The 15,805-nt window shown below is 62.2% G+C and carries 14 protein-coding genes; 5 read left to right on the top strand and 9 right to left on the bottom strand.

Annotation, left to right across the window (positions count from 1 at the left end; translation table 11 throughout):
• The first annotated feature begins 6 nt into the window (after nucleotides 1–6).
• Genes ACWPW0_RS18715 through ACWPW0_RS18705 form a run of 3 tightly spaced genes read left to right on the top strand, consistent with a single transcriptional unit; the run spans nucleotide 7 to nucleotide 3,607 of the window.
• A complete protein-coding gene (locus ACWPW0_RS18715; RefSeq protein ID WP_454256141.1) occupies nucleotides 7–1,368 on the top strand; it encodes a DUF1329 domain-containing protein in 1,362 nt (453 codons plus the stop codon).
• Between the two features lie 9 nt (nucleotides 1,369–1,377).
• Nucleotides 1,378–2,589: a serine hydrolase domain-containing protein gene (locus ACWPW0_RS18710; protein WP_454256140.1), complete on the top strand. Its 1,212-nt coding sequence runs from the start codon at nucleotides 1,378–1,380 to the stop codon at nucleotides 2,587–2,589.
• On the top strand, nucleotides 2,555–3,607 hold the full coding sequence (locus tag ACWPW0_RS18705) for a helix-turn-helix domain-containing protein (RefSeq protein WP_454256139.1): 1,053 nt from the start codon (nucleotides 2,555–2,557) through the stop codon (nucleotides 3,605–3,607). The genes ACWPW0_RS18710 and ACWPW0_RS18705 overlap by 35 nt, the downstream gene beginning before the upstream one ends.
• Before the next feature lie 115 nt (nucleotides 3,608–3,722).
• Here ACWPW0_RS18705 and ACWPW0_RS18700 read toward each other — a convergent pair whose 3' ends face one another.
• The 9 genes from ACWPW0_RS18700 to ACWPW0_RS18660 all read right to left on the bottom strand — a co-directional run bounded on the left by ACWPW0_RS18700 (nucleotide 3,723) and on the right by ACWPW0_RS18660 (nucleotide 13,240).
• The gene (locus tag ACWPW0_RS18700; RefSeq protein ID WP_454256138.1) at nucleotides 3,723–6,182 is read right to left on the bottom strand and encodes a TonB-dependent siderophore receptor; all 2,460 of its coding nucleotides are present in this window, start codon (nucleotides 6,180–6,182) and stop codon (nucleotides 3,723–3,725) included.
• Nucleotides 6,183–6,293: 111 nt separating this feature from the next.
• Complete coding sequence (locus ACWPW0_RS18695; RefSeq protein ID WP_454256137.1) at nucleotides 6,294–7,277, bottom strand: FecR domain-containing protein; 984 nt, start codon at nucleotides 7,275–7,277, stop codon at nucleotides 6,294–6,296.
• A gap of 5 nt (nucleotides 7,278–7,282) precedes the next feature.
• A complete protein-coding gene (locus tag ACWPW0_RS18690; RefSeq protein WP_447593915.1) occupies nucleotides 7,283–7,807 on the bottom strand; it encodes a sigma-70 family RNA polymerase sigma factor in 525 nt (174 codons plus the stop codon).
• A gap of 391 nt (nucleotides 7,808–8,198) precedes the next feature.
• The gene (locus ACWPW0_RS18685; RefSeq protein WP_454256136.1) at nucleotides 8,199–9,548 is read right to left on the bottom strand and encodes an amidase family protein; all 1,350 of its coding nucleotides are present in this window, start codon (nucleotides 9,546–9,548) and stop codon (nucleotides 8,199–8,201) included.
• A gap of 29 nt (nucleotides 9,549–9,577) precedes the next feature.
• Nucleotides 9,578–10,369 (bottom strand): amino acid ABC transporter ATP-binding protein, encoded by a 792-nt coding sequence (locus ACWPW0_RS18680; RefSeq protein ID WP_147809564.1) that lies wholly within the window; start codon nucleotides 10,367–10,369, stop codon nucleotides 9,578–9,580.
• A 2-nt stretch (nucleotides 10,370–10,371) separates the two neighbouring features.
• Entirely contained in the window at nucleotides 10,372–11,019 is a 648-nt protein-coding gene (locus ACWPW0_RS18675; protein ID WP_147809563.1) for an amino acid ABC transporter permease, read from the bottom strand.
• The gene (locus ACWPW0_RS18670; protein WP_147809562.1) at nucleotides 11,019–11,675 is read right to left on the bottom strand and encodes an amino acid ABC transporter permease; all 657 of its coding nucleotides are present in this window, start codon (nucleotides 11,673–11,675) and stop codon (nucleotides 11,019–11,021) included. Before ACWPW0_RS18670 ends, ACWPW0_RS18675 begins: the two co-directional genes overlap by 1 nt.
• Nucleotides 11,676–11,684: 9 nt before the next feature.
• Nucleotides 11,685–12,536: a transporter substrate-binding domain-containing protein gene (locus tag ACWPW0_RS18665; protein ID WP_454256135.1), complete on the bottom strand. Its 852-nt coding sequence runs from the start codon at nucleotides 12,534–12,536 to the stop codon at nucleotides 11,685–11,687.
• Nucleotides 12,537–12,622: 86 nt separating this feature from the next.
• Nucleotides 12,623–13,240 (bottom strand): urea carboxylase-associated family protein, encoded by a 618-nt coding sequence (locus ACWPW0_RS18660; RefSeq protein WP_261985309.1) that lies wholly within the window; start codon nucleotides 13,238–13,240, stop codon nucleotides 12,623–12,625.
• A gap of 119 nt (nucleotides 13,241–13,359) precedes the next feature.
• Here ACWPW0_RS18660 and ACWPW0_RS18655 point away from each other — a divergent pair, with 119 nt between their 5' ends.
• Nucleotides 13,360–14,247, top strand: a complete 888-nt coding sequence (locus ACWPW0_RS18655; RefSeq protein ID WP_147809559.1) for a LysR family transcriptional regulator — start codon at nucleotides 13,360–13,362, stop codon at nucleotides 14,245–14,247.
• A 175-nt stretch (nucleotides 14,248–14,422) separates the two neighbouring features.
• Nucleotides 14,423–15,805 carry a putrescine-ornithine antiporter gene (gene potE, locus ACWPW0_RS18650; RefSeq protein WP_447593909.1) on the top strand — a complete coding sequence of 461 codons (1,383 nt, stop codon included), beginning with the start codon at nucleotides 14,423–14,425 and terminating at the stop codon, nucleotides 15,803–15,805.

Genomic DNA, 15,805 nt, shown 5'->3' with positions numbered 1-15,805 from the left:
ATCACCATGACACGTCTAACCAGCCGTCACGTGGCAGGCGCTCTGCTGTGCGTCGTTCTTCCGTTTGCCGCCCACGCCAAAGTATCCGTTGAAGAGGCCAAGCGTCTCAACGACGATCTGACCCCCTTCGGTGCCCTCCGCGCGGGTGCTTCCGACATTGGTATTCCTGCCTGGACCGGGGGCCTGCATGTGGCTCCACCCGGTTATGGCGGGGCGGGTAGTTTCGAGGCCGATCCCTTCCCTGAGCAGCAGCCACTCCTCACCATCGATGCTCGTAACAAGGCGGGGTACGCAGAGCATCTTAGTGATGGTGTCAAGGCGCTGCTCACGGCCTACCCAGAAAGTTTCCGCTTGCCTGTGTATCCCTCCGAGCGCAGCTTCGCCGCCCCCGCAGAGGTGTATGCCAATACGGCGAAGAATGCCGTGAGTGCGGAACTCGTGACTGGCGGCAACGGAATTTCCCATGCCTACGGGGGCATTCCGTTTCCTCTCCCGCAAAATGGCATGGAGGCGATCTGGAACCATATTGCGCGTTGGCAGGGGCGCTACTTCCAGGAGGTCTCGACAACGGCCCAGGTCCGCAGTAACGGCAGCTATTTCACCTTTCGGGAAGAGAACCAACTGCAGTCCAACTATTACGCCTTGGACAAGAATGCCGATACCCTCGACAACATCCTGTTCCGTTACATCAACAAGGTCTTGCCGCCATCGCGGTCGGCGGGCGAGATCCTGCTGGTGCACGAGACCATCGATCAGGTCGCGATGCCGCGCCTGGCCTGGAACTACTTTCCCGGTCAGCGCCGGGTACGTCGGGCGCCGACCGTGGCGTACGACAATCCAGTGGATGGCTACGTCAGTGACGATGCGGACATGTTCAACGGCGCCCCCAATCGCTTCGACTGGAAGCTGGTGGGGCGGCAGGCACTGTATGTGCCATACAACAACTACCGCCTTGGCCAGCCTGGGATCCCCCATGCGACGATTCTGCAAAAGGGCCATATCAACCCGGACCTGACCCGATGGGAAATGCACCGCGTATGGCTGGTCGAGGCGACCCTCAAGTCGGGTGAGCGGCATGTCTATGCCAAGCGTCGCTTCTACCTCGACGAAGACAGCTGGAGCATCCTCATGTCGGAAAATTACGACAGTCATGGCCAGCTGTGGCGGGTCAACCTGGCCTACACCAAGCAGGCGTACCAGGTGCCGGTGCTGACGTCTGAGGCAATCGTTTATCACGACCTGATCAACCGCGACTACAGCGCCCTGGGTCTGCGCAGCCAGGAAAAGGCGCCTCGCCAGTTTCTTCTCACCCCACCTGCCGATAGCTACTGGCAGCCCGCTAACCTGCGCCGTATGGGCGTGAATTGAGGCTTTTACATGAAACGTGCTTTCTCGAATCGTCTTCTACTGGTAGCCGTGGTTGTGGTCGGCTGCCTGACGCTGTTGTGCCTGGGGCAACTTGGGCTTCGGCTCTGGGACTTTCATACACTGTTCAGGCCTGACCGCATTGTCGAGAATTTCCGCTCGATGCCAGACATCTTTCGTTCAGAAGAGATCCCCAAGGGACCGAACGTCTACCCTTTGGAAACAAGCCCTAGAGCGCTCCCGGAGAGCTTCCGGTTCCAAGGCCGCACGATGTTGCTGAAGGACTGGCTGGTGGCGTCTGATACGACGGGCATGCTGGTCCTGGCCGATGACAAGGTCGCCTATGAACAGTACTTCCAGGGTAATCAGCAGCAGAGTCAGGCTATCTCCTGGTCCGTGGGCAAATCATTTGTCTCTGCTCTGGTCGGTATCGCCCTGGCGGATGGTTCCATCCGCAGTGTGACCGATCCGGTCAGCGATTATGCACCGACCCTGAAGGGCAGTGGCTATGAGGGCGTGCCCTTGCAGGACGTCCTGCAAATGGCATCCGGCATCGCCTTCAGCGAAGACTACGCAGACCCGGATTCAGGCATCAATAAACTGGGCGAAACCATTGCGCTGGGAGGATCAGCCGATGCCTGGGTGGCAGGCCTCAGCCAGGCAGAGAAGCCGGGTCGCAAACACCACTACGTCAGTGTGGACACCCAGGTGCTGGGCATGGTGCTCAAGGGGGCAACTGGCAGAAGCCTGACTGACTACATGACCGACACGTTGTGGTCACGCCTGGGCGTTGAATGCGATGGTCGCTGGCTGACCGATAACAATGGCGCAGAAATAGCGTTCGGCGGGCTCAACCTGTGCCTGCGTGATTACGCGCGTTTCGGTTTGCTTTATCTGCATGGTGGTCGCAACCTGATGGGCGAGCAGGTCGTGCCCGAGCAATGGGTGCAGCAATCGGTTCACCCCAGCAAGGATTTTCTGCGTCCAGGCCGGTTCGAGGAGGAGGGGCAACCTAACCTCGGGTATGGTTACCAGTGGTGGATACCGCAGGGTGATGAGGGCGAGTTCATGGCTGTGGGGGTTTATGGCCAGTTCATCTATGTCAATCCTGTGCATCGCGTCGTGATCGCCAAGAATTCCGCATATAAGCAGTACAACGTGGATGGGATCCGTATGGAGTACGAAGCACTTGAAGCTTTCAGAGCCATTGCTCGAAGCCTTTGAGGCTACTGGAGAGCAGCAGATGTCGTCGTCATTGCTGACATTCGATTTCGAATGGCGACCGTTGCAGAACTACCTCAAGGTACGAGGCCTGGTTCCTCCTGATCTGCTATTCGCCGAGATGCCCAGAGATCAGCTACCCAGTCATGCGCTGTACGACTGGGTGGTACAGACTCATGCAGCGGTCATCGATGGGCTGCAGCTAGGCGAGCACTACCACGTTTCCGACTATGGAATGGCGGGGCTCGCACTGATGAGTGCCGAAACTTTCGGTGATGCGCTAAAGGTGATCAGGGCGTATGTACTGCTCTTCAATTCGGATATTGCCGATATTCGCGTCGATCATTCTGTGCAGGGCGGCGTGCGTATTGCTACCAGCCTAAATGCCCGGCCAGGCTGGTGCGACCAGGCTCGTCAGTTTCATGCCAATGTTCTGGCTTCGGCGTCCCACCACCTGCTCAAGGCGTTGATAGGCGTTGATGTAGCGGGGCTGGGGTTGACCTTGCCGGCAGGGCTGGAGGATACCCACCCATACCAGGCCTATTTTCGTATGCCTGTTCGCTCATATGGCAGCGATATTGTCTTCCACATGCCCTCCAGCGTACTCGATCAACCGATTCCGACAGCCAATCCTGCGGTATTTCAGGCTGCCCTCGCTACAGTCAGCGAAAGCTTCACCAGGATACTGGAGCAGGAAATGGGGGGCATGCGTCAGCGTGTAGTTGCGCTATTGGCGTCGCTTCCGGAGCGCTATCCCGACATCCGGCAAGTTGCCCGGCACCTGAAGTTGACCGAGCGGACCTTGCGCCGGCGCCTCTGCGAAGAGGGGAGTAGTTATCGGCAGATACTGGATGAGTCCCGTTTGCAGCGTACGCAAGAACTGTTGGAGCGCACCCAGCTCACCATCGAGCAGATTGCCGAGCTTGTCGGATACGCCGATGCGTCCAGCTTGCGTCAGGCATTTCGGCGCTGGACCGGGCGGAGCGTGAACGAATATCGCCAGCAGCATCGGGCGGTATAGCCCAGAGGCGAAGCATTAGTGGTTGAGTCAGGTGGGTACGCAGCATGCTGTTTGCAGGCTGCTGAGTCTCCGGGAAACCCCTGAAGATACACAGGCTCTCCAGGGGCTTCGTGGTTCACCAGTTGAAGGAAACCGTACCGAGCACGGTGCGCTCTTCGCCCCAGTAGCAGCGGCCGGCGTTGTTGCAGCCGCTGACGTATTCCTGGTCGAACAGGTTCTTCACGTTCACGTCGAGGCTCCAGTGCTCGTCCAGGGTGTAGCCGACCGCCGCGTCGACCAGGGTCACGTCGCCGGAGTCCAGCTTGCCGTAGAGCGTGGTCGGGTTGGTGTAGGCGAAGGTGCTGTCGAAATGGCGAACTCCGCCACCCAGGCGCAGACCACGCAGGTAGCCGTCGAGGAAGCGGTAGTTGGCCCAGAGCGAGGCCTGGTTGCGCGGTACACCTGTCATCTGGTGGCCTTCGAGCAGCGAGCCTGGCGCATCCTTGGTGATGCGGGCATCGGTGTAGGTGTAGGACGCGGTCAGGTTGAGGTTCTCGCTGAGGTTGCTGTTGAACTCGAGCTCGAATCCTTTGGCGCGGCTCTTGCCAACCTGGCGATAGTCGTTGGCTGCGCTATCGAAGATCACATCGTCCTTCTTGCGCAAGTCGTAGACCGAGGCGGTGATCGCGGTATCCCAGCCCTTGGGTTCGTACTTGATACCCGCTTCGTACTGCTCGGCCGTCGTCGGGTCCAGCGGGCCGGAGTGGCTGGTGGTCTGCTGAGTCGGCGCGAACGCGGTGGAGTAGCTGATATACGGCGAGATGCCGTTGTCGAACTGGTACATCAGGCCGGTCTGCCAGGTGAAGTCGCTGTCCCAGTAGTCGAGGTCGGCGGCCGGGTTGGTGGTCCCGGCCTTGTTGAGGTACTGGCTGTTGACCCGGTCGAAGCGCCCACCGAGGAGCAGGACCCAGTTGTCGTACTGGGTCTGCAACTGGCCATAGGCGCCATACATTTCCTGGTCGATCTGTGCGTTCTGGACGTGGGCGGCCATCGTCGGCTTGCCGGTCCAGACCGGATTGAAGACGTTGATGACACCACCAAAGCCGGCGTCCCAGTTCTGGTTGAACGAAGTGCGGTCGAAACTGGCGCCGAGCAGCACGGTGTGCTCGACGTCACCGCTGGCGAAGTGGCCTTCGAACTGGTTATCCAGGGAGTAGGCGATGGACTTGTTGGTGCGCTCATAGGCGGTATAGGTGAGCGTGGTGCCGAACCCGCCGTTGTTCAGCGCGCCAGGCCACATTTCCTGGCGGTCCACACGCGACTGCATGTAGCGGGAGTTCTGGCGGAACTGCCAGGTGTCGTTGAGCTGATGAGCGAACTCGTAGCCGAGGGTCCAGGTTTCGCGTTCGAACTTGTCCCAGTCCGGGTGGCCCAGCAGGGTGCTTCTGCCGATCTTGCCGTTCGGATTGTTCAGCAGCGTACCGGCAGCGGGGTAACCCAGCTCCATCAGAGTGCGATCACGCTGATAGGTCGAGAGCAGGGTCAGCGAGGTGTCGGTGCCGAGGTTCAGGGTCAGCGACGGGGCAATATAGAGTCGGTCGTCTGGCTGGTGGTCGACCTGCGTATCGGCATTGCGTCCCAGCATCACCAGGCGCCCGAGCACATTGCCCGCATCGTTCAGCGGGCCGGATACATCGACGCCCAGTTGGCGTTTGTTGTGCGAACCGTAGGTGAGCTGAACTTCGCCGCGCGCCTGCTCGGTTGGGCGTTTGCTGACCATGTTGACCACGCCGCCCGGGGCGTTCTCGCCGTAAAGGATCGAGGTCGGGCCACGGAAGACCTCGACCCGCTCCAGGCCATAGGGCTCGCTGGTGGTGTCGTAGCGGTTGCCCTGAACGCGCAGGCCGTCGCGCAGCAGGCCGTAGCCCCAGTCGGTGGCGTTGAAACCGCGAACGAAGAACAGGTCACCGGCCTGGCCATCACCGGCGGCGAAGGGCGGGGCGAAGATACCGGGTACATAGCCGAGTACATCGGTGAGGGTCTGCGATTTCTGGTCTTCCATGCGCTGACGGGTCACCACGGACACCGAGCGCGGGGTTTCGGCCAGGGCGGTGCTGGTCTTGCTCGCGGTGGAGCTGGCGACCACCTTGTAGCCGCGATCAGCCACCTGGCCGCCATTGGCCAGGCTGGTGCCGATCACCGAGGTGGCGTCCAGTTGCAGGGCGCCGTTCTGTGGCGCCGGCTGTAGGACATAGCCGCCGCCACCCTGGGCAATCGCCTGGATGCCGGTGCCATCGAGCAGGCGTGCCAGGGCCTGTGGCACCGAATAGCGGCCATTGAGGCCTTTGCTGGTGCGGTTGGCCGTCAAGTCATTGTGTCCGGCCAGGTAGATGCCGGCCTGGTTGCTGAACTGGTTGAGCACGCTGCCCAGGGGGCCGGGCGCAATCGTGTACTGGCGCTCCGCTGCCTGCTGTTGATCTGCCTGGACGATGGAGGATTGCAGTAACAGTGGCGCGCCGGCCAGGCAGGAAAGTGGCAGCGCGAGAGCCAATGGCCGCAGGGCAAAACGACGCGTGAGTCGGGCGGGCAAGTGCATGGTGTCCCCTGGAACAATTCGTTGGTTGAATGGGTGGTGTTCCGGGTAAACCGAACGAAAAGCCAAAAGGGGAACCGCAGCGGCAAGTTTTTTTTGCACATGCCACGGCGCTTAGGCGGGCTCGATGCTGACCCACCAGTCCGTCAGGCGCTGCACGCGGATCGGCAGGGCCGCACTGAGCAAGCGGAGCGCCTGCTCGGTATCGTTCAACGGGAAAGCGCCGATGACGGGCAGCGAGGCCACCGCCGGGTTGCAACCCAGGTAGCCATGGCGATAACGGCCCAGCTCATTCACCAATTGCCCCAGGGCCATGTTTTCAGCGGTCAGCACCTGATGGATCCAGGACTCGCCGGTGATCTGTGCCGGGCGTTGCGCATTGATTGCCAGGTGCGAGAAGTCGACCTGATAACCCGCATTGACCACTTCGGTTTGCGCACTCTCGCCGGTACATACCTCCACCGCGCCCTGGTAGACGTTGAGGCGCGTGATGTTCTCCATCTGCTTGACGCCGAAGCGTGTACCCAGCGCGCGCATGCGCCCATGGCGGGTGTCGATGAGGAAGGGGCGTCGTGCGTCACTGGCGGTATCGATCAGGACTTCACCGAAGCGCAGGTGCAGCAGACGCTGGTCTGCCGTGAACTCGGCGTCGACCGAGCTGAGCGCGCTGAGCCACAGGTGAGTGCCATCAGCCAGGATGGTGTCGCGGATTTCACCCGTGTGGGTGGAGAAGTCCGACGTCCAGCTGCCGAGCAGGCGTGGCAGTGGCGTGGTGCGCCAGGCGCCCCAGCCCAGGAGCGAACTGGCGCCCAGCACTATCAGGGTCTTGAGTCCCTGGCGGCGGCTGAAGCTGCCGTGTTCTGCGTTGCGCAGCATGGCGCTTGCCGACTCTCGCTCGTTGTCGCTCTGCAGGGGCGCGAACCGTTGCCCCACGCGCTCGACATAACGCCAGGCGTCCTGGTGTTCACCTTGCTGGTCGAGCCAGGCCTGCCATTGGGCGCGTTGCTGGTCGGTGGTGTTCTCGTCATGCAGCAGCACGTACCAATGGGCGGCCTGTTGCAGGCTGGTGTGGCTGAGTTTTCTGTCCTGGCCTTGCATGCGCGTCACTCGACCAGCAGGCCGTCAAGTTCGGCCTCCAGCAGCGCGCAGTGCACGAAGGCCTGGGCCAGGTATTTCTTCACCATGCGCTCGGAAACCCCGAGTTCGGTGGCAATGATTCGGTAGGGAAGGCCATCGATCTGGGCCAGCAGAAACGCCCGTCGCACACGTGCCGGCAGGCGCAGCAGCATGGCGTCCACTTCATGCAGGGTTTCGACGATCAGGGCGCGGTGTTCGGGGGATGGCTGCAGGTGAAGGGGGCGGGCTGCCATGCTTTCCAGCCAGGACTGTTCGAGTTGCCGACGTCGCCAGTGATCGATGCACAACCCTCGGGCAATGGTCGCCAGGTAGGAGCGTTCGCCGGTCACCCCATCGAATGTCCGGGGGCGCAGTAGCACACGCAGGAACGTATCCTGCACCAGGTCTGCGGCATCGAAGCGGCTGCCCAGCCGACGATGGAGGAAGCCGAGTAGCCAGCGGGAATGGCTGTGGTAGAGGGTGTTGATCGATGAGACGTCTGGGGAGGGCATCGAGTGCACGCTAATACCCGGCGCGATGCGCCTCAAGTGCGGATGAGAATTAATGTCAATGGTAATGATGCGCCGTCCGCTGTGCAATGCGCATGTCGCGATAGGGGGCTCGGGCCACTGTTTTCGGGTGTTTGCGGGGTGTAAGGGGCGTTTTCTCGGCACAGCTATAGCGAAAGGCTTACACGGCCTGCCTGCGATTCGCTCTGTTGATCACCCGGAGACAGGCCTAATCTTCACCCATCACTGAAGCGCAGGACGCGCTCAGGATCATGGACGATCGACCATTGCCAGGATGGCTGCTGACAGGATGTCGGAATGGTCTGAAAAGAACCCGCCTCGGCGGGTTTTTTGTTGCCTGCACGAAAGCGCCCGTCCGCCGGACGCCCTGTGTTCACGTGGTTGAAGCCGGCCTACAGGCTTGCTCGACCGCCAGGCAGATGGCCAGCAGGCTGTCGTCCTGGCCTTGCGTCAGCGAAAACAGCATCGAGGTGGGCAGGCCCTGGGCATCGACGCCTGAGGGCATGGCAATGCCGGGCATGTCCAGCAGGCTACCGATCATGGTCAGGTTGAGGGTCTGCAGGTTGGTCAGGGCGAAGTGCGCGTCGTCCTGTTCCAGCGCGGCCAGAGGCGGCGCCACATGCCAGACGGTGGGCATGACCAGCACGCTGTTGCCCAGTTCGAACTCAAGCCCGGCCATCAACTGGTCGCGGCCCTGGCGTAGCAGTGCCTCGCGCTCGCCGACGGCCCTGGAGGCCAGCAGGCGCTGGCGAACGCGCGGGTCGATCTGCATCGCGTGCGGGCCTTCGACCGCTTCCCCGTAGTTTTGCCAGGCTTCCACTGCGCCCAGCCAGCCATGCTCGGCGATCAACTGGCGGGTAAGGGCCACGGATTCCAGCGCGCGAACTTCGACCACTGCCCCCGCTGCACGCAGGCGTTCCATGCATGCCAGCAGGTTGTCGCGCACGGCAGGTTGCAGAAGCGGGTCCCGCAGAACCGTTTCCTCCACGACAAACTGGATACCCGCCAGGCGCAGAGGCACGGGCAGGCTGGCCAGCGTGCCGCGCAGGGCACCGTCGAAGGCAATGCAGTCGGCCACACTGTTGGCGATAGGCCCCAGGGTGTCCAGGGTTTGCGCCAGCGCTCGCACGCCTTGCATGGGGTAGCGGTTGCAGGAGGCACGGTAGCCGACCAGGCCGTTGAACGCGGCGGGAATGCGCACAGAGCCCGCCGTATCGGTACCCAGCGCGACGCTGACGATGCCGCGTTGCACGGCAATCGCCGAGCCTGACGAGGAGCCACCGGGGGCACGCGGTTCATCGACGGCAACGTCTGCCACCGGGGTACCGAAGTTCGCGTTCAGACCCAGCCCGGAATAGGCGAACTCGCTGAGGTTGGTCTTGCCGATCGGAATCATCCCCAGCGAGCTGAGCGCGGCGATCACCGGTGCGTCCCGCGCCGCGAGCGGGCCGTCGGCGAACAGTGTCGAGCCGGCACTGGTCGGCATGCCGGCAATATCCACCAGGTCCTTGACGGCATAGGGGATGCCGTCGAACGGGCTCAGGGGCTGCCCGCGCAGGCGCCGCGCCGCCGAAGCCTCGGCCTGGCGCAGTGCCCGCTCTTCGCACAGGGCGATGAACACATGCGCTGACGAGGCCGCAGCGGCCAGCGCCTGGCGGGTCAGTTGCAATGGGTCAGTCAGGCCCTCGCCCAGGCGATACGCCTCGTCCAGCAGCGTGCTCATGCTCGGTCGTTCTCCGCCGCGTGCTTCGCTCATGCGGCCGCGGTGCCGCGGTTGAGCCAGGGTTTGAGGAATTGCTGCAGGCGTTCGGTGGTCGGCTGGCGGAACAACTGCGCTGGCGCACCACGCTCGACCACCTGGCCGGCTTCCATGAATACCACCTGGGTGGAGATCTTCTCGGCGAAGCTCATCTCGTGGGTCACCATCACCATGGTCATGCCGGACTGGGCCAGCGACTGGATGACTTGCAGCACTTCTTCCACCAGTTCCGGGTCGAGGGCCGAGGTCGGCTCGTCGAGCAGCAGCAGCTCCGGTTGCACGGCCAGGGCGCGGGCGATACCGACCCGCTGCTGCTGGCCACCGGACAGGCGCCCCGGATAGGCGTCCAGCTTGTGGCTCATGCCTACACGGTGCAGGGCCTGTTCGGCCAGGGTCTGGGCCTCGGCCTTGGCCATGCGTTTGCCGAGCAACAGTGGCGCCATCACGTTGCCCAGCACGTTCATGTGCGGCCACAGGTTGAACTGCTGGAACACCATGGCCAGCGGCCGGCGAACCTCGGCCAGTTGTGCCGCGCTCTGGCGGTCCTTGAGGCTGCGCCCGTCGTTCTTGTAGCCGAGCAGGCGGCCGTGGATCAGCACCTCGCCCTCGTCATAGGCTTCGAGAAAGTTCATGCAGCGCAGGGCGGTGGTCTTGCCCGACCCGGAGGGGCCGATCAGGGAGACGATCTCACCGGGCATCACGTTCAGGTCGATACCCTTGAGCACCCGATGGTCGCCGTAGGATTTGCCCAGGCCACGCAGTTCGATGATCGGAGACGGATTCATGTTCAACCTCTGAGAATGCGATTGGCGCGCTGGGCGGCCAAGCCGAACAGGGTGCCGACGGTCTGGGTGAGCAGCCAATAGGCGATCACCAGCAGGGCGTAGGGCACGACATAAGAGAAGGTGTTGGAAACGATGGCGCCGGCGGTCTGGGTCAGTTCAGGGACGGTGATGATCGAGGCCACTGCGCTTTCCTTGATGGTCAGGATCACCTGGTTGCCCAGCAGTGGCAGGCAGAACATCAGCGCCTGAGGCGTCTGGATATGCCAGAACACGCGCCAGGCACCGATGCCATGCACGTGGGCCGCCTCGACATGGCCACGCGGAATGCTGTTCCACGCCGTGCGCAGCAGTTCGGCGAAGTACGCCGAGCTGTACAGGGCCAGCGACACGATGGTCGCTTCCACTGCGCTGAGGGTCAGGCCGAGCACGGGCAGGCCGAAGTACACCAGCATCAGTTGCGCCAGGAATGGCGTGCCACGAATCAACCAGACATACACACGGTAGACATGGACCAGCGGTGCCCAGGCTACCCGCAAGCCATTGAGGACGAAGCCGAGGATGCCACCGAGCAGGGCCGCGAGCAGGCTGATCTGCACCGTGACCCACAGGGCATTGAGGAAGTCGGGCAGGTAAGTCAGTACTTCTTCCATTACGCGCGCCTCTGCCAGTATTGCTCCAGAGCCCTGCCGGCCAGCGCGAGCACGCTGGTCAGCGCCAGGTAGAACAGGGCGGCCACCAGGTAGACCTCAAGCGGCCGGTAGGTTTGTGCGACCAGTTGCTGGCTGACGCGCATCAGGTCGGTCATGGCGACCACCGAGACCACGGCCGAGGCCTTGATCACGTCGATCAGTTCCGACACCAGGGCCGGCGAGGCCAGTTGCAGAACCTGGGGGATCTGCACGCGAGTCAGGGTCTGCCAGCGGCTCAGGCCGAAGACGGCGGCGGCTTCCAGTTGGCCCTTGGGAATCGCCTCGAAGCCACTGCGCAGAATCTGCGACTGGTAGGCCGCGGTGTTCAGCGACAGCACCACGATGGCCGCCACGACGCCCGGCAGGTCGATGTCCAGGCTGGTCGGCAGGTAGAAGCACAACAGCAACTGCGCGAGCAGCGGCGTGCCGCGAAAGAAGCTGACGTAGCCACGGGAAAACCAGATCAGCGCCGGTGAGCGGCTGGAGCCGCACAGGTACAGTGCGACACCCAGCGCAAACCCCAGGAGCATGGCCACCAGGCACAGCCCCAGGGTTACCAGCAGACCATTCCCGAGTGCCGGCAGATACATCATCAGCCGTTCAATGAACTCGTTCATGGGGTGACCTCAGATTTCCGGTTCAGGGCTTTCGGTCGGCAGGTCCATGGTGAAGCCGAACCATTTCTGCTGCAGCTTCTGCATGGTGCCGTCCTGGTTGGCGCGGACCAGGCGATCATTGAAGAATTTCACCAGCGATGCACTGTCGACATCCTTGCGGCCCACCCAGGCGAAGTAGGTTTTCGGCCCCAGCGGATCCGGCAGGGTGGCGAACAGGCCAGGGCGCGCCTTGAGCAGCGGGCCGATGTTCGGCAGCGCCTGGGCGACCCCGTCGAGACGCCCCGCCGCCAGGTCGGCGTAGGCTTCGTCATAGGCGATGTACTGGCGCAGTTCCTTCAGGCCTGGCTTGCCCTCGGCCTTGAGTTGCTTGTCGAAGGCCTGCAGGGCGAGGATCTGCCCGGAGCCGGTCTGCGAGCCAACGATCTTGCCGTTGAGATCGTCCAGCGACTTGATCGAATCATCCCCTTCGCGCTTGAGCAGTTTCACCGTCGCATCGGCAATCGGAATGGTGAAGGCGAACTGTTCGGCGCGGGCCTTGTTGACCGTGGCGGCACTGACCACGAAGTCGAACTTCTTGCGATCCAGGCCTGGCAGCACGCCCTGCCACGGCAGGTCGAGGTGCTTGAGCTTGACCCCTGGCAGGTCGGCCAGCACGTAGTTCATCAGGTCGATGTCGTAGCCGACCATCTTGCCGCCTTCGACGAATTCGAATGGCGCATAACGGGCCTCGGTGGCGATGGTGATGCGTTTGCTGGACTGGATCTGCGCGAGCAGGTCGTCGGCATTGGCCCAGGACGCGCTGAGGGCGGTCCAGGCACTGAACAGGGCAACGGCGATGTGTTTGCGAGGAAGCGTGATCATGGTAGTGACCTCATGGCTTGGTTTTTGTGGCAGCTCGGGTTGAGGGCAAAAGGCTGAGACTTTTTATTATTGTCTTGGCCTGTCGGTCATTGGACCTGGTAGTGCACTTCGGTGGGCATCATGCCGTTTACGGGCGTCATGTCCTGCGGACAGGCGGAAAACACGATCACCAGGTCCATTTCTGCCCGCAGGGTGACATGGTCGCCCGGTTTGCTGACGGGCGGCACGAAGGCCAGGCGACCGTCGCTGTCGACGGGCACGTTCATGAACAGGTTGAGCGGGCAGGGCGTATCGGTAATGTGCAGGCCGATGGCTTCCAGCGCGTTGGCCAGGTTGTCGGTGCAGCTGTCGTGATAGCCCTCGGCGCCCAACTGACGATAGCGGTGGATATCGCAGGCGGCGATCAGGGTGTCGTGGATGCCTGGCGTGGTGTCTTCGGTCAGGGTCAGCATCGGCCGGCGACGGTTGCTCAGGAAGGTATCACCGACCTGCGGGATCAGGCGCAGCAGTGAGGCGCGGCTGTGTTCCATGGACATGCACTCGGCCACATCGTCCTGGGCGAAGGCCCAGGTGTCGACCACTTGATGGCCGTGGGTGTTGGTGATGCGGATGGTTTGCCCGCTGGTCAGTTTCACCGCTACGCCATGGCGTGGGGCCAGGCGGGTAATGGCGGTGAATGTCGCGGAAACTGGGGTGTCGGTCACGTGTGGATGCTCCTTTGTTATCGGTCTTGAACAACGCATGACCAAGGAAATCACAGCGTGACATGGGAAAACCAATAATATAACTTGGCTTCACTATAAGTTAAATTTATAGGATCGCCATGCGAATCCGTCAGCTCGAATGCTTCCGAACCCTCATGCTCCACGGCACCATGACCCGTGCGGCCGAGCTGCTGGGCATTTCCCAGCCAGCCATCAGCAGCACCATTGCCATCCTTGAGCATGAGATCGGTCTGACCCTCTTCGTGCGCCGTGGCGGGCGTTTGCAGCCCACTCCCGAGGCGCGCCTGTTCTACGTCGAGGCCAACCGCGCGCTGGAAGCGGTGGAGAAGGCCACGCGTCATGCCCAGGAGATTCGTCTGGGTAAACGCGGGCATCTGGCGGTAGCCGCCTATGCCAGTGTCTCGATCAGTTTGCTGCCGCGGCTGATGGCCGAGTTCGCTCGGGAACGCCCCGGCTTGCAGATCAAGATCATCAGCCGCAACTCGCAATCGGTGCGCGAATTGATGGCCACCCAGCAGTTCGATATCGCCATTGCCGAGCTGCCGCTGGACTACCCGACGGCGAACATGGAAGTGTTCTCCTACGAGTGCCAATGCATGATGCCGGCCAGCCATCCGCTGGCCATGTTGCCCAGCATCACGCCGGCCGACCTGAGCGGTGTACCGTTCGTGTCCCTGTTCAAGGGCGACCCGATCCACCAGCAACTGGCCACGGCATTTTCCGAGTACGGCGCATCCTGGAACGTGGTGGCGGAAACCGAATTCTTCTCCACCGCCTGCGAGCTGGTCGCCGCTGGCCTGGGGGTGGGCATCATCGATCCGGTGGTGAGTCGTCCGTTCACCAGTGGACTGGTGCTGCGTCCGTTTCGCCCGTCGATTCGCTATGAAGTGGCCCTGCTGCACCCGACCCACGAGGCGCCTTCGCAACTGGTACTGGAGTTCATCGAGATCCTGCGGGCCAACCTCACGGCAACGCCGGCGGAGTGATGGCCGGGCAGTTTTCCTGAAGTGCTGAATGCATTGAACTAGAGCGCTTCATGAGCTTCAGCGGCTTATGAATTAATCACGATAAGGTGCGGTTTTTATATTCCCTTATCGTCCAAGGTATTAATACGAAGTGAACTAGCGTGAATCCAGTTAACTCACTGGAGCGTCACTTCGTATGGCCACGATCAAGAAAATGAGTGTCATGCAGTTGACCATGCTGACAGCGGTCAACATGCTCGGCTCCGGCATCGTCCTGTTGCCGAGCAAGCTGGCAGAAGTCGGTGCCATCTCGATTCTTTCCTGGCTGGTCACGGCCACCGGCTCCCTGGCCCTGGCCTATGCCTTTGCCCGCTGCGGCATGCTCAGTCGCAACAGCGGTGGTATGGGCGGTTATGCCGAATACACCTTCGGCAAGGCCGGCAACTACCTGACCAACTACACCTACGGCCTGTCCCTGCTGATCGCCAACGTGGCGATTGGCATCACGGCGGTGGGCTATATCGCCGAGCTGTTTCACCTCAGCCTCACAGCCCTGCAGGTCGGGTTGATGACCATCGCCCTGTTGTGGCTGACCACGATCGCCAACTTCGGCGGTGCGCGCATCACCGGCCGGATCGGCAATGTCACCGTGTGGGGTGTGATCCTGCCGGTGCTGCTGGTCTCCACCATCGGCTGGTTCTGGTTCGATCCGGCCACCTATGCCGCCGGCTGGAACCCGCATGGCAAGAGCCTGTTCGAAGCGGCGGGCGCCTCGGTGGCGATTACCCTCTGGGCCTTTCTCGGGCTGGAATCGGCCTGCGCCAACAGCGATGCGGTGGAGAATCCCGAGCGCAACGTGCCCATCGCCGTGCTCGGTGGGACGATCGGTGCGGCGGTGATCTACATCACCTCGACCAACGTCATCGCCGGCATCATCGACAATGCCGAGCTGGTGAAATCCACCGGGCCATTCGGCCTGGTATTCGCCCACATGTTCACCCCGGCAGTCGGCAATCTGGTCATGGCCCTGATGGTCATCGCCTGCATCGGCTCGCTGCTCGGCTGGCAGTTCACCATTGCCCAGGTGTTCAAGAGCTCGGCGGACACCGGCTACTTCGTGAAGATATTCGCCCTCGCCAACAAGGCCGGTACGCCCATCGTCGGCATGCTGGTTCTGCTGGCCTGTCAGACGGCCCTGGCCCTGCTGACCATCAGTCCGGACCTGAGCAAGCAGTTCGACACCCTGGTCAATCTCGCGGTGGTCACCAACCTGGTGCCGTACATCCTGTCCATGGCCGCGTTGATGACCATGCAGAAGGTGTCTGGTGTGCCGCCGAAACAGGCGTTCATCACCAATGCCGTGGCCTGTGTGGCGGCCGCCTACAGCTACCTGGCGCTGTATAGCTCCGGGGCGGAGGCACTGATGCTGGGCGGTGTCGCCGTCATCATCGGCTACACGCTGTTCGGGTTCGTCAACAACCGCCTGATCGACATGGAACGCGCGCGGCAGGTCAGCAGCATCGAGACATCCACGGTGCTGCGCGACGCGGAACCAACCCTGCCGCTGCAAAGGAGCTGA

The sequence above is a fragment of the Pseudomonas sp. Marseille-Q8238 genome, assembly GCF_965111915.1.
The sequence above is the reverse complement of the archived record's forward strand: the minus strand, read 5'-3'. Positions and strand labels throughout refer to the sequence as shown.